The organism is Maribacter flavus (assembly GCF_008386635.1).
GTDB lineage: Bacteria > Bacteroidota > Bacteroidia > Flavobacteriales > Flavobacteriaceae > Maribacter > Maribacter flavus.
This window is the reverse complement of record NZ_VUOE01000002.1, coordinates 276,424-299,953: the sequence shown is the minus strand read 5'-3', so window position 1 is coordinate 299,953 and position 23,530 is coordinate 276,424. Positions and strand designations below refer to the sequence as shown.

Genomic DNA, 23,530 nt, shown 5'->3' with positions numbered 1-23,530 from the left:
AAAGGACCGTTTTAAATGAAGTATCTTGCAAAAAGAAAGCAATACCATGAAAAATAAGGTGATACGGACACTAATACTATTTGTTTCCATATGGACATTTGGTCAGCAGAACGGACCTCAAAAGATTGCGGAATTATTTGCGACAGCATTGGAAAAGGAGCCTATCAAAAGTGCTTTTCTGCACGTCTATTCAAAATCCAAAGGAATTGATCTTCGGTTGGCGGAAAGTACCGTGAATTCGGAAAATGCTTTAACAATCAATACTCCTTTTTATACGGCCAGCATTACCAAAATGCTCACGGCTACTGCTGTAGGCATGTTAAAGGACCAAAAGAAGCTGAATTTTGAAGATAAAATCGCCCAACATCTACCAAAATCACTGATTGAAAAGCTGCACGTATTGGATGGAAATGAGTACTCAAAAGACATTACCATAGCGCATCTTCTGCAGCATACATCAGGTTTACCGGACTATTTTACGGATAACACAATTGATGGTAGTCCCAATATCATTAATCAACTGTTAATGGATACCGATAGATTATGGTCTCCTGAGGAACTCATCCAGTTTTCTAAAGAGAAGATGGAGCCCCATTTTGCCCCGGGTGAGGGTTACCATTATACGGATACGGAATATGTGCTGTTGGCACTGCTGATAGAAAAGGTAAGCGGCCTTTCCTTGAACGAATTTTTTAAACAGCATATTTTTAAGCCTTTGGGAATGAACGGTTCATATATCAATCTAAAATCGTCGCCGTTGAAAAATGAAATGGCCATGGCCGAATTTTATGCTGGCGATGCGGAACTATCAACGCTAAAAAGTTTAAGTGCCGATTGGGGAGGCGGTGGTCTGGTCGCAACGACCCAAGATTTAACCCGATTCCTTCAGGGATTCAACAACGATGCACTAGTAAAGAAAGAAACCCGTCAGGACATGCAGCAATGGGTGTATGAATCGGTTGGAATGGATTATGGTTACGGACTTAGGAAAGTATCCTTTAAGGAGCTTTATAATAATGATTCAAATTTGGAAGTCATCGGCCACACGGGTAGTACCGCCTCCTTTTTATGGTACTGCCCTCAATTGGATACCTACGTATCGGGCACTTTAAATCAATTGGAAGCTTCAAAGGGAGCGCTAAATTTGGTGTATGAAATACTTAAATTAATCCAAAAAGAATGACATTATAGGTAATAAGTATTAGCCCCTTGCAATACAAGGGGCTAAAAAATAAATGATGAAACACTGAATTTGATTATTTCGTACCAGTTATCGTAACATTGGCACTTAGCTGAATAGCAGAAGTTACGGAGAGGGCCCCGAGATTAAGTCCAGTCGTCGATTCCACTTGCAAAAGTGAGTTAAAGCTAACCACGTCACCTTCCTCTTTATATGAGGCAAAGACCAGCTCATATTCACCTTCAGCCAAGAAATTCAGGCTGTATTCATTGTTCAGTCCACTTACTTCAGAACTGGTAACAGCATTTGCGAAAGTTACGTTGCTATCTCCCTTCCCATTTGTTTCCACTTCGGCATTAAATGCTCCTTTCTCATAGGCATATACAATAATTTTATCGGAGGTATTTTGGACATCGTTGGCAATTCCGGAAATCATTCCCGTAGTTTCCTTGTTAAGAGTACGTATACCTGCTGACAGCTCTGCCATTGTGACAAATTCAAAATTATTGGATACGGTTCCCTGTTCTTCCTTTATGGTCTTTCTTAGGTCAAAATCTATAATTATCTCATTGGTATTGGAGGCAAATATTTCATAAGAATCAGTGATACTTATTTTGTTGGAAGCGGCCTCCAGTTTATCCTTTTCTCCATTGACCAACTCTACATAACAGCCTGGGGCATTCCCCGAGGCATCCATATCATAGTCCAACTCCAATTCAATATTGGAATAAGAACCAGCTTCTAACTGCAAGTTTCCTAAAGTTTTAGTCTGTCCATTGACCAAGGCTGCCAAATCGAAGGTTGTTTTGTTAAAACCCTCTAAGGAGTTACCATCTACCTTAATGTCGGAAACCGTAACAAAGACCGCCTCAACATTGGCGTTATCGATTGGGGCATCTGTAATTTTGAAAGTGGTTTCATAAGATTCAGCATCCGTATCAGAAGCACCGTCATCATCCTTACTGCATGAAGCCATCAGGAATATGGTTGTAAATGCGATCGTTACTGTTTTCAAATGATTTTTCATGTCTATTAATTTTTATGATTTGGAATTATATAACATCCGAATTTAAATTTACCCTATATAAATAGTGTTAAAATTTTTGAAAGTAAACTTGACACCTCTATTCGACCTACTTAATCATTTGTTTTTTAATCCGTTAAGCCATTTAACTATTTTGGGCCTAAAATTCCTCTTTTCGAATCAGAATTTTTTAGACAAGCTAAATCCACAATAAGGAAAGATGCCAATATGTACCAATAACACTATAAATATTAGCGGCCATCTTTCTTTTTCCTTTTTGAATTGTTTTGGAAATACAATTTCAGTACATGAATCACGTTTTATTTATGTCGACTATTTGTTTGTCAAGCAAGTAATTCAATAACTATGGGAACTAAAAGTCTAAAATTTATTCTCCTATTATTCTCAGTTCTTATTTCCTGTTCAAAGGATACAGAAAATAGCACCGAAATTATTGAAGATGAGAATGGAAACCCCATCGAAGTGGACACTTCTGTAAATAAAAAAAGTGTAGGGGATTCGGCGAACGATCTTTTATCATCCGGTAGTTTTGAAAAGTTGATTTTGGAAATATTGTATGTGGGCGAACTGAACCCAACTTCTACAACTTTGGATAATTTTAAGGAATTCTTGGAAGCCCGGTTGAACAAGCCGAAAGGAATTGAAATTATTCTGCGACAAATTGAAAACGTAGACCAAGAATTTTATTCTATACAGGACATAAGAAATTTAGAGGACACCCATCGCAGTAAATTCAATGAGAAAGGTACGATTGAGGTAAGCGGAATCTTTATAGATGGCGAGTATGACCAAAATACCGAAAACGGTTCGGTATTAGGTGTGGCTTATCGTAATACCTCATTTGTAATTTTTGAGCAGACCATAAGAGAATTTAGCAATCAACCTTTGGCTCCCAGTTTGACCACTTTGGAAACAGTTGTGGTAAATCATGAGATGGGGCATTTACTCGGGTTAGTAAATGCTGGAACTACCATGCAGACAAATCACCAAGATATCGAGCATGGTAGGCATTGTACGAATGAAAACTGTCTCATGTTCTGGACAGCCGAAACAGGAGAAGGATTGCTTAACATGTTGACCGGAGGTTCCATTCCACCGCTGGATGCGCTTTGCATTTCGGACTTGCAGGCAAATGGTGGAAAGTGATAAATCAATTATCCTATTCAATAAAAAATATTTGGCTTTAGATGAACCTATTTTAAGGCCAATCCGCAGCCGACTTTTAGATAATTAGTAATCTATATTATTTTTTAGGTTGTCCATAAGCTTATTTTAAATGCCTCAAAATTTTTCATACTCATCCTAAATATAAATTCTATATTTTACGAAATATACCTAGGATATATTTGTTATTTAAAATTGAAATTTTAAAAAGTGGCTAATCAAAAGATTGATTTGGCAAGTCAAAAACACGCTCATAGCTAATTTAGCTTTGATTTTTTTCAAGAAAGTTGGATTTAAAGAATCCTTTATACCTCCAATGATGGTAATAAAAAAGTTGGAATTTTATTATTTCTAAAGCGGCAAAGTTTTGGAGAATCCTTTTACACCGCTATTGTTGCAAATTAAAGCTTCGCTTTAGTTTAGCTAAATGCGAAAGATTTTAATCTACTGGAGTAATGGATTTAGATAATCCTAAAAACCCTCATTGCAAATGACAAAGCGAAGGCTCCCGCCTTCGTACCTTTTGCTTTCAAATTCGTACACGAATTTTGTTTGGGACTCCTTTGAAAGCAAAAAGTGAACTGTTTTCACAGTTCACTTTAACATTCAGTCGGGATGACAGGATTTGAACCTGCGACCACTCGACCCCCAGCCGAGTGCGCTACCGGACTGCGCTACATCCCGAATTTCAATAAATAAACACCAACTTTTGGGTTGGTCCCGTAGTTTTTCAAATGACTTAGAACATCCTGTAGTGCAGTTTATCCTGAGCTTGCCTGCACTGAGCGCAGACGAAGTGTCGAAGGGCTACATCCCGAAATTGGATGGCAAAAATAAAAAAGTAAAATAGATTACTCCCTATCTTTTTGCAAATTTTAGCCTATCGCAGACTTTCTATCCATTCGAATAGTCGCTCTGTCCATCCCCTCAAGTGATTATCTTTCTTTGCCAAGGAGAATCCATGGCCACCTTTCGGGTAAATATGCATGGTAGCTGAGACACCGTTATCCTTTAAGGCTTGAAAGAACAACAAACTGTTTTCAACGGGAACCGCCCCATCATCCGTGGCATGCATCAAAAAGGTTGGAGGTGTATCCGCAGAAACTTGTTTTTCATTGGAAAAGTGTTCGATCATAACTTCGGACGGATTTTCACCAATCAAGTTTTTCTTGGACCCTCCGTGGGTCTTGCCTCCAAAAGTGATCACAGGATACCCCAAAGCCATAAAATCCGGTCTGGCACTTAGTTTATCCACTGTGTCCAAAGGCTCATACACCTTTTCATTGTAATGCGTCCCTAAGGTAGAGGCCAAATGGCCTCCCGCGGAAAAACCAATAATCCCTATTTTATCCGATTTGATATTCCAACCATCGGTCATACTGCGTACCAAGCGTATGGCGCGTTGGGCATCGATCAGGGGTACATTGTGCTTGTCCACTTGCGATACCTCGGAAGGCAATCGGTACTTAACCACAATACCGGCAATGCCTTTTCCATTTAAAAATTTCGCAATATCCGTTCCTTCCCAGTCATAAGCCAGAACCCCATAACCTCCACCCGGAAATATCAACATGGCTTCTCCGGTGGCATTGCGCTCAGAAGGCAAATACACCTCAATAGTGGGGTCTTGCACCTTACTAATAATGAGAATACCTTCCTCTCTATGAGTCTCTTTCTCGTCGCTCTTAATGCGGTTTGGTATTTTGCCGTTGGGCCAAAGGGGCATGATGGTATCCTGTGCGGAGATTGTCATACAAATTAAAACTATAACACCATAAAAAAGCTTCTTGATCATTTCCATTTTTTAAGTCAATTTATTCACAGTCCCAGGTAAAGTTGGCTATTTTATCGTTGGATGCGGATGACAGGTTATAGTGCCACCATTCCGTGCGTATCGACCAAAAACCATGCTTTTCCATTGTTTCCTTTAATAATTTCCGATTGTCCAAAATTTCTTGGGGAAGGTCCGTAGTATCATGATAGGCCCTTTTCCCGAAAAAATCAAAATCGGTTCCCATATTCAATTCCTTCCCCTCCATATCCACCAAGGTAATATCCACTGCCCCTCCTTTATTATGAATGGAACCCTTTACCGGATTCGCCACATATTGTGGGTTGGGAACAATCTCCCACATCTTGTACTGAACGGAATTGGGCCGGTAGCAATCGTAGAACTTTATTTTTACACCTTCCTTTAAAAAGTCCTTATTAGCGGCAATTAGGGCCTTCGCGGTTTTGACCCGGGTGTAGCATTCGGCACATTCATACACCTTAGCCTTTAAAAAGTTATTTTCAGTGGCATAGCGCATGTCATAGGCAAAGTCATCACTAAAGTCGGCCAACCTTATAAAGGTGGTATCTGCCAGACCTTCAAAACTTTTTAGTCGGATTTCCGGAACTGGTGCTTCCTCGATCACGCTCTCCTTCTTCTGGATTTTTTCGGGGATTGCTGACTCCTTTTCCTTTTTATCTCCCGATTTACAGGAAATAATCAATAGACAGAAAAGCATTCCAAAAACGTATTTCATACTTGCAATTATTGCGTTTAAATTACATCTAATTGAGAGAACTTCCTAAAAGCTGCTCGCCTTAAAAACAGTGTTTCAAATTTTTATGCCGATTCTTGCAATTATGCGTAAATTGAAGCTTGTGAAAAATCAAACCCAAATTATGTATTCAAGAATTTCCCTCGTTAGTATCCTTATCCTTTTTTTAGCCTGCAAAAACATATCCGAGGCAACCGAGGCAACTGGAGAAGAACCCGCTTCCAAATGGCTGTTAGGTTTTGAAAAGGTCGAAAAAAATCCGATCATGATACCGGATTCCACCTACATATTTACCGACCCCATTACCCAAAATGAGGTCCGATGGCAAAAGGCCGATGTCTTTAATCCAGGGGCCATTGTAAAAAACGATACCGTCTTTCTCCTGTTTAGGGCCGAGGACAACCCTGATGCCATTCTAGGCGGACGCACCTCAAGAATCGGGCTTGCCTATAGTACCAATGGTATTGATTTCACCAAATATCCGGAACCGGTTTTCTTTCCACAGGACGACGCATTCAAGAAATGGGATTATCCGGGGGGCATGGAAGACCCTAGGGTCGTAGAAACGCCTGATGGCACGTATCTTATGTACTACACCAGTTGGAATCAGGATGTAGCCCGACTTTCGGTAGCGTCTTCAGATGATTTGAAAAATTGGACCAACCATGGCCCCATATTTCAAAAGGCCTACGACGGTAAATTCTTGGATGTTTGGAGCAAGTCGGGTTCCGTGGTGACGGAATTAACCAATGGCCGTTTAATCGCCAAAAAGTTCAATGGTAAATACCTCATGTATTGGGGAGAACTTTTTGTAAATCTTGCCGAAAGTGAAAACGGCATAGACTGGACACCCCTACTCGATGAAAATGGCAAACTCCTTCATGTGTTTAAACCGACCTTGAACGAATTCGATAGTCACCTGACCGAACCTGGACCCCCCGCATTATATACAGAAAATGGGATTTTGTTGTTGTACAACGGAAAGAATCTTTCCGGCGAAGGTGCAACCGACCAATATCCAGAAGGCACCTATTGTGGCGGGCAGGTGCTCTTTGATAAAGAAAACCCAACCAAGATGCTAGAACGACTGGCAACCCCTTTCATTTGCCCCAGCTTGCCCCATGAAGTCAGCGGGCAATACAAGGCTGGAACCACCTTTATACAAGGATTGGTCTATTTTAAGGACCAATTGTTTCTGTACTATGGGACGGCAGATTCCATGGTGGGATTGGCGATTAAGAAGTAGATAGAAGTTAGGGATTAGGGGTTAGGTGATAGGAGTAAGTATTAAAAATTGATGTATGCGGCCAATTATTATTATTATCTGGTATTGCTGTTTCGGACTCTTATGGTGCTGCAAAGAACAGATTCAAGAGGCAAAAAAAAGCGATGAAGGAAGACCCAATATCGTTTTAATCATGGCCGATGACCAAGGATGGGGCGATTTGAGCTTTCATGGCAATACCAATCTGAACACTCCCCATATCGATGCCATTGCCAAAAAAGGGGTATCCTTTTCCAATTTCTTCGTACAACCTGTCTGCTCCCCTACTCGAGCGGAACTTTTGACCGGAAACTATTTTACCCGACTTGGGGTGCATGATACCTCGGCAGGCGGCGAGCGAATGGACATTGGTGTACCCACGATTGCCGAAATATTAAAAAACCATGGATATAAAACCGCCGCCTTTGGAAAATGGCATAACGGTATGCAACCTCCGTATCATCCCAACTCCAGGGGTTTTGATGAGTTTTACGGATTTGCTTCGGGGCACTGGGGCAACTATTTTAGTCCACTGTTGGAACACAATGGAGAATTGGTCCAAGGCGATGGTTTCTTGGCAGATGACCTAACCGATCGTGCCATTTCCTTTATTCAAACCCACAAAAATAAACCCTTCTTTGTCTATCTTCCTTTAAATACGCCCCACAGTCCCATGCAGGTTCCGGATACGTATTGGAACCGATTTAAAGACAAGGAACTGAACATGACCTACCAAAATCCAGAGGAGGAGGATATTACATTCACACGGGCCGCTTTGGCCATGGTGGAAAATATCGATGCGAATGTCGGTCGGGTTTCAGAACATTTGAAAACGCTTGGGTTAGAGGAAAATACGATAGTGGTTTATCTATCGGACAATGGCCCCAATGGATGGCGCTGGAACGGCGGATTGCGAGGTAAGAAAGGTGCTACCGATGAAGGCGGTGTTAAAACGCCCTTTTTTATCCAATGGAAGGACCATATCAAACCGGGTATTCAAGTAGACAGAATTAGTGGGTCCATCGATATCACCCCTACCCTATTGGGGTTGTTGGATATTACCGATACCGAATTTAAAGCCGATGGGATAAATTTGGCCCCGTGGATTTTCGAACCAAATTCGGCCTACAAGGACCGAATTATTTACAACCACTGGGCCGGTCGCACCAGTTTAAGAACCCAACAATACCGTTTGGATGATGAAAACCGATTGTACGATATGGTCAACGACCCCGGACAAAAATTGGATATTGCCGAAAAATTCCCCAAAATTCGGGATTCGCTGGTACTCCAAAAAAGGAAATGGCTGTCAAAATACCCACCGCTCACCAAGGAAACGGACGACCGACCCTTTACCTTGGGCCATCCCAATTTCAAGTTTACCCAACTACCCGCCAGGGATGCAATGGCAACAGGAGACATTGAGCGTAGTAACCGTTTTCCCAACAACACATTTTTTACAAATTGGACCCAAACCAAGGATTCCATTTACTGGGATGTAGAAACCTTAAAAAAAGGAAGCTATCAAGTTACCCTCTATTATACCATACCCGAGGGAAATTCAGGTGCCGAAATCATGCTACAACAAGGAAAAAATACCATGAGGACTACAATTTCAGCAGTACATGACCCTCCACTTAGGGGCATGGAAAACGACCGGGTGGAGCGTATGGAATCCTATGTAAAGGATTTTAAACCTTGGAATATGGGCGTAATGGAATTGGATACCGGTAGAATGCCGTTTGTCTTAAAACTAGACCGAATAAAAAGTACAGGCCCGGATGTCCGACTTTTGCAATTTGAACGCATAGAGTGAATCCTTTTTTCTATTTTGTGCTCACTTAAACCATTTTTATGTCGACCAAGAATATTTCCCGCAGAAACCTATTGAAAACAGGTACCCTATTCGCTGTCTCGGCTTCATCGGGATGGGCCTTTGGCAATACTTTTACACAAGAAGTCGGTTGGGGTGCACAGGAACCCAAACATTCGCTCCCGTTTAGGGTAAGCCTAAATACCTCGACCTTAATGGCATACCAACTTCCGGTTGATGTCCAGATTGAAAAGGTAATCGCTGCCGGTTTTGATGGAATTGAATTATGGATGCGGGATATCATGTCCTATTTGGAAAAAGGGGGCACCACGCAAACTTTAAAGGAAAAATTGCAGGCCGGTAACCTGAGATTGGAAAACATCATTGGTTTTTCGGAATGGTGCAGTGATGACCCTGAAAAAAGGAAATACGCCCTAGAACAACTCCGCAAGGAGATGAACATCATTAAGGAATTGGGCGGAGAACATATAGCGGCACCCGTTATGGGAATTTCCAAGTTAGAACCCTCTAAAATGGGCGAATATGCGGAACGTTATCGCGCTATTCTCGATTTGGAAGCGGAAACCGGGGTGATTCCCGTCCTAGAACTTTGGGGCATGGGAGCCCTGCACAAGGTGTCTGACTGTGCACAGATTATCATAGAAACAGGCCATCCCAAGGCGTCCCTGCTGTTGGATTTCTATCACGTGCACCGCGGTGGAAATTCATGGGATACGATCGATGTTCTCAACGGTGCCAAATTGCCCGTAATGCACATGAACGACTATCCCTATGAACCCACGTATGATAAATTGACGGATGCCGACCGTGTTTTGCCCGGGGAAGGCATTTGCCCGTACGATTCAATTGTTCCAAAACTGTATGAAGCGGGATTTAGGGGCGGATTTTCAGTAGAGTTGTTCAATAAAGGGTATTGGGATTCCATGGATGCCGATACCCTACTAAAAAAGAGTTTTGAAAATTCTGTATTGGTTTTGAGTTCGGCTCTGCAGAAGGCGGGGTATTACTAACTATTCCATTCTTAGAATCTCACTATCCAGATACCCGATCCGTTCCGCTTTGGCCTCAAAATTCAAATCTTTGGAAAGTGGTTTTACGTAGACCTTCCAAATGGAATCCTGGGGAAGTTTCCAAACAATCGTAGCGTCCGGTTGCGGGGAAATCAACTGGACGACGTAATCATTCATGGCAACTTCTAAGGGAGGTAAACGCTTTGCTTTTCCATCGGGGAGCCATTTGGCAATAAGTTCCCGCTCCGGGATTCCGCCCAAATCCTTACTATCCTTAATCCATTCATCTAAAATGTTTCGGTAGAAGATGAGCGTATCTTGCAAATCGGGATTTCCTGCGAGGTTGTCCAGTTCATAAGGGTCGTTTTGCAAATCGTACAATTCCTCTTCCGGTTTGGTGGAATGCAACCAAGCTGCCTGTTGTTCGTTCAAGGCTCCTTCGTTATAAAGTTTACGTAATGCTTGCATCATCGGCATTTGCTCGCGATAGGAAACGGGCAACGCGTGACTTAGTTCCGTATTGTAACTTTTAATGTATTTATAACGCTTGCTACGTACAGCGCGCAATCGGTCATAAATCTCATCAAACCGATCCGAAGTGTGAAAGGTGTATTTTGGTTGCTTTCCAACTTCATACATCCCAAATTGGGCAACACCCTGCATCACTTTTGGCGGTTCAATGCCTGCTAGCGAAAGTAGTGTTGGGGCATAATCTATAAAACTTATCAAACGGTCATCATAGCTTCCAGCATTTTTATTTTTAGGGAATTTTATGATCAAGGGTACTTTTACCCCGGTATCGTACAATGCCCTTTTATGACGGGGAAAGGGCCCTCCATGGTCCCCATAAAAGAAGATAATCGTGTTTTCATAAAGTCCATCCTCCTTTAATTGACCCAAAATTTTTCCTGCCTGATTGTCCAATCTTTTGAGATTGCTATAATTAACGGCCAAATCATGACGTACCACATCGGTATCAGGAAAATAGGGTGGTACATTCAATGCATTTGGGTCCACAAAAAGGGAATCCTTGCCCCTGTTCCAAATTTGGGACTCGTGGCACACAGCAAAATTGAACACGGTAAAAAATGGCTGACCTTCTTTACGTTTTCTCCAATGGCGTTCCCCGCTGCTCTCGTCCCAAGCCGCATCGGTCTTTTCAAAATTGTAATCCTCCTTAGGACCATTGGCGGTGTAATAACCAATTTTTCGTAGGTATTCTGGAAACATTTTCACTCCCTCCGGCACCACAGGGGAGTAGCTGGGCAAGCTATCCAATAGAGGCTCATTGATTGGCGCCCAGGGTTTATGTGTTCTCATATTATGGGTTCCCAAGGTCGTGGGATACATGCCAGTAATAATGGAGCTTCTGGCTGGGGCACACACGGGAACCGGTGCTACCGCATTGGTAAAGACCACCCCATCGGCTGCAAGGGACTCCAAATTTGGCAAGGATATCGTGGAATCCCCATACATGGGAAACCATTCCGGGGATTGGTCTTCGGCAACCAGCCAAACGATGTTGGGTAGGTCATGGGAGTCCATAGTTCGATTGACATTTTCCTTATCGGCACAACCAAAAAATAAAAAAGCTAGTAATGGGGTAATCAGATATTTAGGAGACATAGAATTAAATCGAGATTCCTATAAATATATGATTTTTACAAACAAAAAGCCGTTCAAAGTTTCCATTGAACGGCTTTGACTCAATATATTGATTTTGAACTATTTTAGGCTTTCCAAAAATTCTAGGCTTTGAGGAACTTGCTCCACCACCCGGCTTGATTCGTCCTCAATGAACATGTATTCCAGACCCAGTTTTTTGGCTTCGGCAACCACTCCGGCAATATCCACTTGACCGGCACCCAAAACGACGTTTGTCTCTACGTCCTCATGGCCGGTATTATTGCCCTTTACACCATGCTCCATGTCCTTTAAATGTAATAAAGTCATTTTCCCAGGATACTTTTTCATGAGCGCTACCGGATCGGCACCCCCATGTTGCGCCCAATACACATCAAGTTCAAAGGTAAAATCGGTCGCATTCTTGGCCATATAGTCAAAGAACGTACCGTCCTCATACGGTCTAAACTCATAGCCGTGGGCATGATAGGCCAAGGTCAAACCCGCTTCCTTCAAGCGCTTTCCGGCCGTATTGAAAACATCCGTGGCATGTTTGGTCTCTTCCAAGGCCCAATTGTTCCCATCATGGGGAACCCATGCGCACATGACATATTTAGCCCCGAAATCCTTGGCATTCTGGATGACCTTGTCCACATTTTTTTCCAAATCATTGAAATCCGCTCCAACGCTCACAACCTGTAAATCATGCTCCTTTAATAGACCTTGAAAGTCCTCTAAAGGCATTCCATAGGTACCGCCACCTTCAATCTTTGAGATTCCCCATGAATTGATGAGTTTTAGGGTTCCGGGAACATCTTCCTTAAACTGGTTTCTAAGGCTATACAATTGCAACCCGACTTCCTGGGCGCTTGCGCCGAACGCCATACATCCAATAGCAATTACCGTTAAAAGCTTCTTCATTTTCTTTGTAATTAGGTTAGAAGGTTTCCTTCATCGTCCCATTCCGCAATGACGTTTCGCTTGCTTTGGTCCACGCATTTAGCAATCCATTCCGGGTCATACGCTACGCCATGTTGGTCCAGCACATCCTGCGGAACACCGTCCCAGACATTGGGCTGGTTGCCCTTGTAGCCCAAATCCGCTATGCCCACTTTGGAGGTGTAGTAACCGGTAACCGTCAAGCCCCGCATCATGTAGAAGAATTGAATTTCCAAAGGTTGTTCGGATAATGGCTTCTCAGTATCATGCCAGCAAATGGCATCACAGATCTGTTTTTTCTGCTCCAAGGTGGCCGATTTAAACTCGGTTCCAAACTCCGTATTGCTCTTATGGTCCAACCACATGAGTCCGCCCAACAAGGTTGGGGCCATCTCCGGAATATCCTTGCCTATAAATTCAACTAACTCCGGTACTCCCGCCTCTATGGGTCCGCCATGGGGTTCTTTTGGCGGAAGGATAACCACGCTTAAAGCGGCAATGGTTTCCATTTCATGTTCGTTGAACAATTGCTCTGCCTGTAGTTTTTCCAAACGTTCCAGCTCTGCAGGGGTCCTTCCAAAATATGTATCGCTACTTTCCGTGATGGCCTGGTCTACGGCTTCCGTAGTTTCCGTTTTACAGGAATTGAAAACCAGTCCCGACCCTGCTGCTGCCCCACCAAGGAGTAGGGTCTGTAAACTCTTTCTTCTGTCCATCTTATTAAATATTTTGCTTTTTTAGTTGATCGATTATATAGTCCGATGCCCTCCAAGATAAGGCCATGATGGTCCACGTACAATTTTTGTCCGCTTGCGAAACAAAGGGTCCGGCATCTACAATAAACACATTATCGCAGTCGTGCAATTGCTGAAATTTATTAGTGACTGAAGTTTTTGGGTCATCACCCATACGTGTAGTGCCCACCTCGTGAATAATTTGTCCAGGGGCCAACAAGCCGTAGTTTTGGTCCTTTCCGGGTTTTTCGCTCAAGGGGATACCGCCCATGTTATGGATCAGTTCTTCAAAGGTATCCTGCATGTGCTTGGCCTGATTGATTTCATACTGTGAGTGCTTGTAATTGAATTTCAGTACAGGGATACCGTATTTATCGACGGTGGTAGGATCTATTTCGCATCGGTTTTCCCTGAAGGCGATGGCTTCCCCCCTACCTCCAAATCCAATGACCGAACCGTAGTATTTCTTTACGTCGTCCCGTAAACTATCGCCATATCCTCCCACTTTTAATCCGAAAAACTTGTTCATGCCGTTGGGATCAAAACCGAAACCGTAATTGGGTTGGCCCATTCCGCCCCAAACCTCAATGTGGTAGCCGCGGGGAAAATCCAACTTGGAGTTGTCTCCCCACCATGGGGAATAGACGTGCATACCTCCTACCCCGTCTTCGTTGTAGGACACTTTTCGGTTTAATAGGCCTGGAATGACGCCGGCAGCACTGGCACCCGTAGAGTCGTGTAAATACCTGCCCACAACATCACTACTGTTTCCAAGTCCGTTGGGATGCTGTTTACTTTTAGAATTTAGGAGTATCCTAGCGGAACTACAGGCGGATGCACCCAGAACGACGACCCGACCTTTTAATTTATATTCTTTTCTATCCTCCTTGTTGATGTAAGAAACTCCAGTCGCCTTGCCTTCCTCATTGGTAGTCACTTCGCGCACCATACAATTGACAAAGAGTTTTACCTTGCCTCCATTTTTTTGAGCCGGAAAGATGAGGCAACTTCCCGCAGAGAAATCGGCATAGACCTGACAAGAGCGTCCACATTGGCCACAATAGAAGCATACGCCTCGTTCGTTATTGATTCTTTTGGTCAACATGGAAAGTCGGCCAGGTATCACCGGAATACCTGTTTTCTTTGCCCCGTTGATATAAAACAATTCGTGCAACCTTGGTTTTGGGGGAGGAAGAAAAAAACCGTCTGGATCGTTCTCACGGCCTTCCTTGGTCCCAAAGACCCCAATGAGCTTGTCCAATTTGTCATAATAAGGTTTTATATCCTCATACCCTATAGGCCAATCATCGCCAAGACCGTCCCTTGATTTCCCTTTAAAATCCTTTGGTCCAAATCGAAGTGAAATACGCCCCCAGTGATTGGTACGTCCTCCAAGCATTCTGGCACGCCACCATTTAAACTCGGTTCCTTCCTCATGGGTATAGGGCTCTCCTTCCACTTCCCAATCGCCCCAAGACTGATCCCATTCCCCAAAGGCCCGATCGGTGCCGGCACCTCTTCTTGGCGAATCGTATGGCCATTTTAACTGGGTCATCGTTTTTGGGTCCGCTGGGTCAAAAAACGGACCCGCTTCAACAACGGCTACGTTCAGTCCTGCATCCGCCAATTGTTTGGTGGCCATTCCGCCACCGGCCCCGGAGCCTACAATAATTACATCATACACTTCGGAGGATTCTTTTATCTGCATAACTTGGTATTTGGTTTATAGTACAATTTATAGAATTATTCAAAATCTAATTAGCCATTTCTCTGTTTGGAAGTATAAATTCATGAATCCTGATGTTTTTGTACTCCATTTCTTGAAAATCCCGTACACCAATGAATTAAATTAAAGCTCCTCACTTATAAAAGTTGACGCAGGTAAACCAACCGAATTGAATAAATTTGGAATGTCCGTACTTCTATAAGCATATCGAACCATTTTTGGCTCCTTTGCCTCTTTTGCCTGTACGGTTACGATACCATTTTTGATTTTCGCCTTCGCCGGATACCAAGTTCCATCCGATGATAAAACCTCGAAATGCTCCAAGTTTTTTCCTTTCACGGTAAGCCCTTCATTATGTAAAAAATGAACCATTACTTTATCCCCGATAGCTTCGGCCTTATCGAACAAAGGTCCATAGACAGTTGTATCCAAAACATCATACTGTTGTTTAAGGGCAATGTTCGCCAAACGGATGCCCACATCCTTTTTATTTCTAGGATGGATATCGTCCACGGTACAAATATCACTGGTCATGGTCATACCCGTGTTGGGAAGTGACAAGGTCCTCCTTTGTTGATCACGAACGATGCCGCCTTCATATTCCCTTCCATACTTATAAGGAGCTATTTGCACATAATAGAATGGAAAATCATACCCCCACTTATCTCGCCAAGAATTTATAAGCGTGCCAAAGGTGTTTTCATAGCTTTCGGCATTGGCCGTATTGGATTCCCCTTGATACCAGAGGGTTCCGCTTATTTTAAAACTCGTTAAAGGAGCGATCATGGCATTGTACAAAATCGATTTTTCTATGGGCACCCAAGGGTTGGGCTTTATGAGTTCGTAGGCCTCCTGTAGGGCTGGGTTCTTATCGAACTCCTCTTCCGGTGTCCAGACTTCGGCACAGGAAGCTCCCCATGAAGAGTCTATCAATCCAATGGGTACGTCCATTTCTTCCTGAAGTCGTTCGGCAAAAAAATAGGCCACTGCACTGAAATCGGGCATGGTTTCTGGTGAACAAACCTGCCACGTCCCGGCCAAATCGTCCTGGGGATGATCGGCCGTTCTTTTTTCTACGGTAAAGAGCCTTATCGTAGGTTTGTTAGAACTGGCTATGGCCTCCTCTTTATTGTCCAATCCGCTATTGGCGCTCCATTCCATATTGGATTGCCCGGAACATAGCCACACCTCCCCGATCAAAATATTATCGAGTAGAATCTCATTGGAATCTCCTTTAAAGGCAATCTTATAAGGTCCTCCTGCACCGGATGTTTCCACGGATACTTTCCACTTGCCCGTTATCGGCGTTTTTACGGAATGTACCTTGGAATCCCAACCGGTTGAAATTGTAAATTCCTCACCTGGATGGGCCCACCCAAAAAAATCTACGGTAGCTTCCCGTTGCAAGACCATATTACTTGAAAATATACTTGGAAGGGTAATTTCCGCCTTCGCAATAGAAACACAGCAAACAAAAAATAGTAAAAACAGTCGCCTCATGATAAATTGTTAATTTAAACCTATCAAATATAAATATTTAATAAGGTTCAGATAATTTTTATGCCAACATGATGTGTTTTTTTGTTTTTATCTGATAACTTACACGAAACTTTTTCACAGTCCAGCATTCTTAAGAAACTATTTATGAACACTGAAAAACAATTTTTAGGTAGACGGAATTTTATCAAAGGTGCATCCGCCGCTTCCCTACTCCTATCCTCCATGGGCAGTTATGGATTCGAATTTTTTGCCGATGAAAAACCAAAAAAAGTAGCACTTATCGGAACCGGTTGGTATGGCACCAGCGATCTGTTCAAACTTATACAGGTTGCCAATGTGGAAGTGGTTTCCCTTTGCGATGTGGATTCGAATTTTCTTAACGATGTCGCGGAACAGGTTTCCCAACGCCAAAAGAACGGGAAAAAGCCAAAGATGTATTCGGATTATCGGGACATGCTCAAAAAAGAAAAACTGGACATTGTTTTAATCGGGACCCCAGACCATTGGCATGCCTTAATGTGTATTGAAGCCCTAAAATCAGGGGCACATGTGTATGTCCAAAAACCAATCAGCGTGGATATAATGGAAGGTGAGGCCATGGTGGCTGCCGCTAGAAAATATAACAGGGTGGTACAAGTTGGAACCCAAAGAAAAAGTACCCCACATTTGATCGATGTCAAAAGGGAGATTGTTGATAAGGGGCTTTTGGGCAAGATTGGCCATGTGGAGATGTGCTGCTATTATCACATGAGGGCCAACGGAAACCCTCCCGTACAACCGGTACCGGAATTTTTGGATTACGAAATGTGGACGGGCCCAGCACCTTGGAGACCCTATGACGGAATTCCACATAGAAGATGGTGGCGGACCTTTATGGAATACGGCAATGGCATTATGGGAGACATGTGCGTACACATGTTGGACACCGTACGATGGATGTTAGATTTGGGATGGCCAAAGCAGATAAGTTCCGAAGGTGGTATTTACATCCAAAAAGAAGGAAAATCCAATATTGCAGATACACAGACCGCAGTTTTTGAATATGATGACCTCAATTGTGTTTGGCAACATAGAAGTTGGGGAAATCCAGCGGACCCGGAATATCCGTGGGCCTTTAAAATCTATGGCGAAAAGGGCGTACTTAAAGGAAGTACCATGCAAGCCGATTTTATTCCATACAGAAACGGAGAGCCCATCCATTTCAATGTTCTTTACGAGAAAGAGAAATATCCCGAAGATTTAGTGGAAAAGGACAATGAATTGCATGCGGCGCCAGCTACTCGAAGACATATGATCGATTTTCTGGAAGCAATAGCGAATGGCACCAAACCTATAGCGGATATAGAAGAAGGCCACATTTCCACTGCGAGTTGTATCCTGGCAAACCTTTCCATGGAATTGGGAAGACCTTTGACGTATAATCCTAAAACACGTACGGTAGTTAATGACGTAGAGGCAACTGCAAAATTAACGCGTGCCTACAGGGGGGATTGGGAACATCCGCATCCTGATAGGGTCTAATTATTGTAATTTCTTTGTGGAATCCCGCACCAAAAGGCTTGTTTTGACTACTTTGGTTTCAAAAGGTCTGGTGGGTTCCTTTATACGCTTTATCAAAAGCTCTGCGGCTTTTTCACCAATGAATTTACCATGCTGACTCACCATGGTCAAGGAAGGCGTGACGTATTGTGACAACTGACCGTTCGTAAATCCTACTATGGACACATCCCCAGGAACATTATAACCGCGGGATTTTACGATGTGCAAAATTTTTACCGCCGTAATTTCATCCAAGCCCAGAATACCATCTATGGGTTTGTAGTTCAAAAGGAAGGACATGAGCAAATCAAGATCGTCCTTGGCGGTAAAATTGACCACCAACTTTTCATCGAACTTGATTCCCGCTTCTTCCAAGGCCTTTCTGTACCCAGCCAACCGCAACTTCCCTACGCTCGATTTGCCAATGGGAGAAACGAAAGCAACGTTTTTACATCCTATGTTCAAAAAGAATTTGGTCGTCTTATATCCTGCTTCAAAATCGTCTACGATTACCTTATCGCAGTCTATCAATTCGGATACCCTATCGAACAATACCAATGGTATTTGACTCTCCGTTATTTCCCGTAACCCCTCGATTTGTTCCTTCACCTGGGTTTCTTCAGCCAAAGAAATGATAAGACCATCTACCGTTCCCGAATCCAAAAACGCCAAGGTTTTGGACTCCTTTTCATGGGATTCATCACTTATGCAACTGATAATATTATAGCCATTTTCATTGGCCACCTTTTCAATACCATATAATACTTGAACAAAAAAGTAGTTCAAAATATTTGGAACGATGACCCCAATGGTCTTGGTACTTCGGTTCAGAAGATTTAAGGCCAGCTTATTAGGTTTGTAATGATGTTCCTTGGCATACTCCTGTATACGCTTCTTCAAATCCCTACTAATTTCATGGCTGTCGTTGACCGCCTTGGATACCGTAGAGATGGAAACATCAAAATGTTGCGCTATATTCTTTAGGGTAATCTTCTTCATTGTCCGATAATCAAATTTTGAATGCCATGGCGCTAGCGCCATGAACCAAATGAATATCTCTATCCTCACCTCGCTTGCTTTAAGCGAGACTGTTACTTAAAACCAAAAAGGTCTTGAAGCATATCAAGACCTTTTTGATAAAAAAATCCTTTGATTAAATATACTGATTTACAATATTTTCAAAAAGCTCTTGTTTGCCACTAACCAAAGGTAACTCGCCGTTCTCCTTGGCAATTTCGTACAAATCCTTCAAGTCCAATTTGCCTTCCTCAAATTCCTTCCCCTTTCCTGAGTCGAAAGAACTATACCGTTTTTTTCTCAAGCTTGAATAAGCAGAGGAGGAAATTATTTTATCCGCGGTTATCAAGGCACGGGCGAAGGTATCCGCACCACCAATATGTGCAAGGAATATATCTTCCAGGTCCGTAGAGTTTCTTCGGATTTTGGCATCAAAATTAATACCGCCTCCTTGAAGTCCTCCCGCTTCCAAGAATACCAACATGGCTTCAGTAGTTTCAAGGATATTGTTTGGAAATTGGTCCGTATCCCATCCGTTTTGGTAATCGCCCCTATTGGCGTCCAAACTACCCAGCATTCCTGCTTTTCCGGCAACCGCCAATTCATGTTGGAAGGTATGCTGCGCCAAAGTAGCGTGGTTTACCTCTATATTGATCTTGAAATCCTTATCCAATCCATACTCCCTTAGGAAACCAATGGCGGTAGCGGAATCAAAATCGTATTGGTGTTTCATGGGCTCCATAGGCTTTGGCTCAATGAAGAAATTTCCTTTAAACCCTTGGGCACGGGCATAATCCCTACACATGGTCAAAAACTGACCCATATGGTCCAATTCTCGGCCCATATCGGAATTCAATAGCGACATATAACCTTCCCTACCGCCCCAGAATACGTAGTTTTCACCATTTAGCTCCATGGTAGCGTCCAAGGCCATTTTAATTTGGGCACCTGCCCTTGCAACGACATTGAACTCGGGATTGGTCGCCGCACCGTTCATATAACGTGGATTTGAAAAACAGTTGGCCGTTCCCCAGAGCAATTTTTTACCGGATGCCTTCTGCTTCTCCTTGATATAGTCTACAATGGTATGCAATCTTTTTTCCGACTCCGCAAAGGTTGGACCTTCTTGAATTAGGTCAAAATCATGAAAACAGAAATAATCGAAACCAATTTTCTCAAAAAACTCAAAGGCTGCATCTGCCTTGTCCTTTGCCGCCTGTACAGGGTCAGAAGACTGGTCCCATTCAAAATTCTGTGTTCCCGGACCAAATGGGTCAGACCCTTGTCCACAGAACGTATGCCAATAGGCGATGGCAAATTTAAAATGCTCACGCATCGTTTTGCCCGCCACCACTTGTTCAGGGTTATAATATTTGAATGCCAAGGGATTATCAGATTCCTTGCCTTCAAATTTAATTGCATCAATTCCTTTGAAATATACTTTTTCTGCCATTATTACTGATTTATAAGTTGTTTACTTTGTTATTAATTCCAATTCCTTTTTCCAATGCTGGTAGGCTTTTTGATATTCCGCTTTATGTGCAAGCGGCTTAAATGTCATCACGTAATCGTTTTCCATGATAGCCTTCCCAAAAGCATCATAATCACCTTCCCTTAAAAGTCCGGCCCTAGCGGCCCCAATGGCCCCTGTAGTATTATAAATTTCTATATCATAGCCTATTAGGGTAGCCACCGTTTCCGAAAATATCTTGGACCTGAAAAGATTATCGTTACCAGCCCGCATGACGTTGACCTGAATACCATCGGATTCCATTATTTCCATTCCATAAACAAAGGAAAATGCGATACCCTCAAGGGCCGCCCTACAAAGATGCCCCTTACCATGATTATTCAAGTTTATATTTACCAACCTTGTACCAACTTCCTGATTGTTAAGCATTCGCTCCGCTCCATTACCAAAAGGTATGATAACCACACCATCAGACCCAACAGGAATCTCATTGGCCAATCTGTTCATCTCGTCATAGGAACCCACTCCTAAATTATTCAGCAACCACCTGTACTGGATTCCGGAACCATTTATACACAAGAGCTTCCCTATTCTTGAGTCGCTTCCCGGACTATAATTGACGTGGGCAAAATTATTTACCCTAGCACTTTCCTTTACGGATAGACTATCGGTAACGGCATAGACAACACCGGAGGTACCTCCTGTGGCCGCTACTTCACCCGGGTTAAATACATTTAAGGATAAGGCGTTGTTGGGCTGGTCCCCAGCCCTATACAAAATAGGTGTCCCTACTTGTAGTCCACTTTCCGAAGCACCCTTTTCATTTACCTTGGATTGAATACCGAAAGTGTCAACGATTTCAGGAACCAAATTGGCATCCAGACCATAGTAGTCCATCAAAAAGGTGGCAATATCCTTTTTCTTAAAATCCCAAAAAATCCCTTCCGAAAGACCGGAGACCGTTGTATTTATTTCACCCGAAAACTTCATTGCTATGTAATCCCCGGGTAACATAAACTTATAGATTTTAGAATATATATTAGGTTCATTGTCCTTTACCCATTTTAGCTTACTTGCCGTAAAATTGGAGGGGGAATTCAGGAGATACTCGGAACATTTGTCCTCACCTATTTCCTCAAAAGCTTTTTGACCGATAGGCACTGCACGACTATCGCACCAAATAATCGAATTCCTAAGCACTTCCCCGTCACTATCCACGAGCACCAACCCATGCATTTGGTAGGAAATACCTATACCAATTATATCTTGGGAAGAAATTCCGTGAGTTTGAATCAGATTTTTGATACCCTTGCAGGCATAGGTCCACCAATCCTCAGGATTCTGTTCCGCCCAACCATTTTTTATTGCCAACATGGACATCTCGGTCTCAGGCTCCTGTACCACATCCACACTTTTTCCAGTACCTGATTCCACCAAAGCGATTTTAATGGAAGAACTACCTATATCCAAACCTACATAATACATATACTGACTACTTTAATGCATTCTAATTTAGCCCTATAAAGGTACTATAATACAAGCTTTAAAAAGAATAGCACGGCTAAGATTACTTGTCAATAAGAAAGAACTTTCGAGTGATTATTTAGTATTAAACATCAATATGCTATTGATTTTTAGATATTTATATTTTTTTCGTGAATTACGAAAATTTATCGAAACCCTTTTCGTAAAGAAAAAGGCCCAAGGAAACCAGATTTGTTTCCAAGGACCTTTACCCAAAGCATAAGTAGGTATTATAGACTTTCAAGCTTGCTCAAAGCTTCGGACTTTGAATTTACGTCCAACTTTAGATAGATATTCTGAATGTGAAAATTGACGGCACTGGTAGTAACAAATAGTTTGTCGGCTATCATTTTATAGGTTGCCCCATTGCATAAATAGTCTACGATCTGATTCTCCCGTTCCGAAAAGAAACTATAGGATTTCCTATTGAAATTGGAGACAACTTGTTTAACGATATCGTTACTGATGGTTGCTCCTTCTTCCCTGACGCTGGTCAATGCATGGCTAAACTTGTCTGCAGACATGGGTTTGGTCAAATAGCCATTTGCTCCTTTTTTGAAACTTTTTTTAATAAGCTCGAAGTCATTGTTTTCACTGATCATCACCACCTTTACGTTCCAGTCCTTTTTTCTATATAACTGAATGGTTTCCAAACCGCTGGTTTCCTCCAGGTCAACCTCGGTCAACACAATGTCCGGCCTGGTTCTATTAAAATCCTTTAGTGCCTTATGGGGTGTGGTATAAATTCCCATGAGTTGAAAACCATCCACTTTTTTTAGGTAGTTTAGATAGCTAACATGTAAATGTTCGTTTTTTTCAACAATGATAAATTTTAAATCCTGAGTTTTCATAAGTAAGTTAAATTGTCCTGTTCGGTTTCTTTTGGAAACCAAATCCGGGGGTTAATAATTGGGTAAAATCTGGGTAGCCTACGGCCCTTATTCGCTAGGAAGTTTTTTTGGGCCCAGCCGAAAAAACATCCTTTCCAAATTGGGTACATTTGGAAATCAAACCGAAAAAATAAAGGTGTAGGGCGAAATTAATTTAGCGGCGATGCTGCTCTGTATCAAACAACGGTCGATGCCAAATAGGTTTCAAGATACATTTCAAAAAATAAAGCAAATTGAGCAAATGCTTTGGGCTTGTCGCTAAGAAGGATTGCCTGTGGGTAGCAAGCTGTAGGTAAAAATTATCCATAATCTGGGGGATTTGGGGTTAAAGAATGGTTTATTTCTGTTTGTTTCCGAAATATACTTCTTTAACAACTATACCTGACAATCTCCCTAATTTTTTCGTTCAAATACACTATTTGAGTGTAGTTCATCGAAAATAATAGCTTAAAATAAAAAGGAGGGGCCCCAGTTATCCCCCCGGATACTACCCCTCCTTCTGTCGACAATTTACTCAAACATAG

At 42.5% G+C, this 23,530-nt stretch carries 18 protein-coding genes and 1 tRNA gene; 6 read left to right on the top strand and 13 right to left on the bottom strand.

What is annotated here, in order from left to right; all coding sequences use genetic code 11:
- Positions 1 to 25: 25 nt before the first annotated feature.
- The gene (locus F0361_RS11570) at positions 26 to 1,183 is read left to right on the top strand and encodes a serine hydrolase domain-containing protein (protein ID WP_246160876.1); all 1,158 of its coding nucleotides are present in this window, start codon (positions 26 to 28) and stop codon (positions 1,181 to 1,183) included.
- A gap of 73 nt (positions 1,184 to 1,256) precedes the next feature.
- Here the strand turns inward: F0361_RS11570 and F0361_RS11565 are convergent, their stop codons facing one another.
- Entirely contained in the window at positions 1,257 to 2,207 is a 951-nt protein-coding gene (locus tag F0361_RS11565) for a DUF4382 domain-containing protein (RefSeq protein WP_154918763.1), read from the bottom strand.
- 363 nt (positions 2,208 to 2,570) lie between these two features.
- Between F0361_RS11565 and F0361_RS11560 the strand changes: the two genes are divergently transcribed.
- Positions 2,571 to 3,371 carry a membrane metalloprotease gene (locus tag F0361_RS11560; protein WP_154918762.1) on the top strand — a complete coding sequence of 267 codons (801 nt, stop codon included), beginning with the start codon at positions 2,571 to 2,573 and terminating at the stop codon, positions 3,369 to 3,371.
- Between the two features lie 628 nt (positions 3,372 to 3,999).
- On the opposite strand, the gene F0361_RS11555 is transcribed toward F0361_RS11560, so the two are convergent.
- From F0361_RS11555 to F0361_RS11545, 3 genes are all read right to left on the bottom strand, one after another.
- A tRNA-Pro gene (locus F0361_RS11555) sits at positions 4,000 to 4,073 on the bottom strand.
- 196 nt (positions 4,074 to 4,269) lie between these two features.
- Positions 4,270 to 5,184, bottom strand: a complete 915-nt coding sequence (locus F0361_RS11550; protein WP_154918761.1) for an alpha/beta hydrolase — start codon at positions 5,182 to 5,184, stop codon at positions 4,270 to 4,272.
- Between the two features lie 19 nt (positions 5,185 to 5,203).
- Positions 5,204 to 5,917, bottom strand: a complete 714-nt coding sequence (locus tag F0361_RS11545) for a M15 family metallopeptidase (RefSeq protein WP_154918760.1) — start codon at positions 5,915 to 5,917, stop codon at positions 5,204 to 5,206.
- Positions 5,918 to 6,059: 142 nt separating this feature from the next.
- On the opposite strand from F0361_RS11545, the gene F0361_RS11540 reads away from it, so the two are divergent.
- The 3 genes from F0361_RS11540 to F0361_RS11530 are packed head-to-tail and all read left to right on the top strand — an operon-like array spanning position 6,060 to position 10,043.
- The gene (locus tag F0361_RS11540; protein WP_154918759.1) at positions 6,060 to 7,181 is read left to right on the top strand and encodes a glycoside hydrolase family 130 protein; all 1,122 of its coding nucleotides are present in this window, start codon (positions 6,060 to 6,062) and stop codon (positions 7,179 to 7,181) included.
- Positions 7,182 to 7,236: 55 nt separating this feature from the next.
- Positions 7,237 to 9,015 carry an arylsulfatase gene (locus F0361_RS11535; RefSeq protein ID WP_154918758.1) on the top strand — a complete coding sequence of 593 codons (1,779 nt, stop codon included), beginning with the start codon at positions 7,237 to 7,239 and terminating at the stop codon, positions 9,013 to 9,015.
- 38 nt (positions 9,016 to 9,053) lie between these two features.
- Positions 9,054 to 10,043: a sugar phosphate isomerase/epimerase family protein gene (locus tag F0361_RS11530; RefSeq protein WP_154918757.1), complete on the top strand. Its 990-nt coding sequence runs from the start codon at positions 9,054 to 9,056 to the stop codon at positions 10,041 to 10,043.
- On the opposite strand, the gene F0361_RS11525 is transcribed toward F0361_RS11530, so the two are convergent.
- The 5 genes from F0361_RS11525 to F0361_RS11505 all read right to left on the bottom strand — a co-directional run bounded on the left by F0361_RS11525 (position 10,044) and on the right by F0361_RS11505 (position 16,565).
- Entirely contained in the window at positions 10,044 to 11,669 is a 1,626-nt protein-coding gene (locus tag F0361_RS11525) for a sulfatase family protein (RefSeq protein ID WP_154918756.1), read from the bottom strand.
- A gap of 99 nt (positions 11,670 to 11,768) precedes the next feature.
- Entirely contained in the window at positions 11,769 to 12,587 is an 819-nt protein-coding gene (locus F0361_RS11520; RefSeq protein ID WP_154918755.1) for a sugar phosphate isomerase/epimerase family protein, read from the bottom strand.
- 11 nt (positions 12,588 to 12,598) lie between these two features.
- A complete protein-coding gene (locus F0361_RS11515) occupies positions 12,599 to 13,321 on the bottom strand; it encodes a gluconate 2-dehydrogenase subunit 3 family protein (RefSeq protein WP_154918754.1) in 723 nt (240 codons plus the stop codon).
- Positions 13,322 to 13,325: 4 nt separating this feature from the next.
- On the bottom strand, positions 13,326 to 15,047 hold the full coding sequence (locus F0361_RS11510; RefSeq protein WP_125222756.1) for a GMC family oxidoreductase: 1,722 nt from the start codon (positions 15,045 to 15,047) through the stop codon (positions 13,326 to 13,328).
- A gap of 141 nt (positions 15,048 to 15,188) precedes the next feature.
- Entirely contained in the window at positions 15,189 to 16,565 is a 1,377-nt protein-coding gene (locus F0361_RS11505) for a sialate O-acetylesterase (protein WP_154918753.1), read from the bottom strand.
- A 144-nt stretch (positions 16,566 to 16,709) separates the two neighbouring features.
- On the opposite strand from F0361_RS11505, the gene F0361_RS11500 reads away from it, so the two are divergent.
- A complete protein-coding gene (locus F0361_RS11500; protein WP_154918752.1) occupies positions 16,710 to 18,086 on the top strand; it encodes a Gfo/Idh/MocA family protein in 1,377 nt (458 codons plus the stop codon).
- Here F0361_RS11500 and F0361_RS11495 read toward each other — a convergent pair whose 3' ends face one another.
- The 4 genes from F0361_RS11495 to F0361_RS11480 form a co-directional block, all read right to left on the bottom strand.
- Positions 18,087 to 19,103, bottom strand: coding sequence for a LacI family DNA-binding transcriptional regulator (locus F0361_RS11495; protein ID WP_154918751.1), 1,017 nt, complete (start codon positions 19,101 to 19,103; stop codon positions 18,087 to 18,089).
- Positions 19,104 to 19,257: 154 nt separating this feature from the next.
- A complete protein-coding gene (gene xylA / locus F0361_RS11490; protein WP_154918750.1) occupies positions 19,258 to 20,574 on the bottom strand; it encodes a xylose isomerase in 1,317 nt (438 codons plus the stop codon).
- Between the two features lie 21 nt (positions 20,575 to 20,595).
- Complete coding sequence (locus F0361_RS11485; protein ID WP_154918749.1) at positions 20,596 to 22,077, bottom strand: xylulokinase; 1,482 nt, start codon at positions 22,075 to 22,077, stop codon at positions 20,596 to 20,598.
- Positions 22,078 to 22,346: 269 nt separating this feature from the next.
- On the bottom strand, positions 22,347 to 22,967 hold the full coding sequence (locus F0361_RS11480) for a response regulator transcription factor (RefSeq protein ID WP_138258596.1): 621 nt from the start codon (positions 22,965 to 22,967) through the stop codon (positions 22,347 to 22,349).
- Positions 22,968 to 23,530 lie beyond the last annotated feature (563 nt).

Excerpts from the sequence above, each read along its gene's own strand:
- F0361_RS11565 (WP_154918763.1), bottom strand. The coding sequence starts at position 2,207 with ATGAAAAATCATTTGAAAACAGTAACGATCGCATTTACAACCATATTC.
- F0361_RS11560 (WP_154918762.1), top strand. The coding sequence starts at position 2,571 with ATGGGAACTAAAAGTCTAAAATTTATTCTCCTATTATTCTCAGTTCTT.
- F0361_RS11550 (WP_154918761.1), bottom strand. The coding sequence starts at position 5,184 with ATGATCAAGAAGCTTTTTTATGGTGTTATAGTTTTAATTTGTATGACA.
- F0361_RS11545 (WP_154918760.1), bottom strand. The coding sequence starts at position 5,917 with ATGAAATACGTTTTTGGAATGCTTTTCTGTCTATTGATTATTTCCTGT.
- F0361_RS11540 (WP_154918759.1), top strand. The coding sequence starts at position 6,060 with ATGTATTCAAGAATTTCCCTCGTTAGTATCCTTATCCTTTTTTTAGCC.
- F0361_RS11535 (WP_154918758.1), top strand. The coding sequence starts at position 7,237 with ATGCGGCCAATTATTATTATTATCTGGTATTGCTGTTTCGGACTCTTA.
- F0361_RS11530 (WP_154918757.1), top strand. The coding sequence starts at position 9,054 with ATGTCGACCAAGAATATTTCCCGCAGAAACCTATTGAAAACAGGTACC.
- F0361_RS11525 (WP_154918756.1), bottom strand. The coding sequence starts at position 11,669 with ATGTCTCCTAAATATCTGATTACCCCATTACTAGCTTTTTTATTTTTT.
- F0361_RS11520 (WP_154918755.1), bottom strand. The coding sequence starts at position 12,587 with ATGAAGAAGCTTTTAACGGTAATTGCTATTGGATGTATGGCGTTCGGC.
- F0361_RS11515 (WP_154918754.1), bottom strand. The coding sequence starts at position 13,321 with ATGGACAGAAGAAAGAGTTTACAGACCCTACTCCTTGGTGGGGCAGCA.
- F0361_RS11510 (WP_125222756.1), bottom strand. The coding sequence starts at position 15,047 with ATGCAGATAAAAGAATCCTCCGAAGTGTATGATGTAATTATTGTAGGC.
- F0361_RS11505 (WP_154918753.1), bottom strand. The coding sequence starts at position 16,565 with ATGAGGCGACTGTTTTTACTATTTTTTGTTTGCTGTGTTTCTATTGCG.
- F0361_RS11500 (WP_154918752.1), top strand. The coding sequence starts at position 16,710 with ATGAACACTGAAAAACAATTTTTAGGTAGACGGAATTTTATCAAAGGT.
- F0361_RS11495 (WP_154918751.1), bottom strand. The coding sequence starts at position 19,103 with ATGAAGAAGATTACCCTAAAGAATATAGCGCAACATTTTGATGTTTCC.
- xylA (WP_154918750.1), bottom strand. The coding sequence starts at position 20,574 with ATGGCAGAAAAAGTATATTTCAAAGGAATTGATGCAATTAAATTTGAA.
- F0361_RS11485 (WP_154918749.1), bottom strand. The coding sequence starts at position 22,077 with ATGTATTATGTAGGTTTGGATATAGGTAGTTCTTCCATTAAAATCGCT.
- F0361_RS11480 (WP_138258596.1), bottom strand. The coding sequence starts at position 22,967 with ATGAAAACTCAGGATTTAAAATTTATCATTGTTGAAAAAAACGAACAT.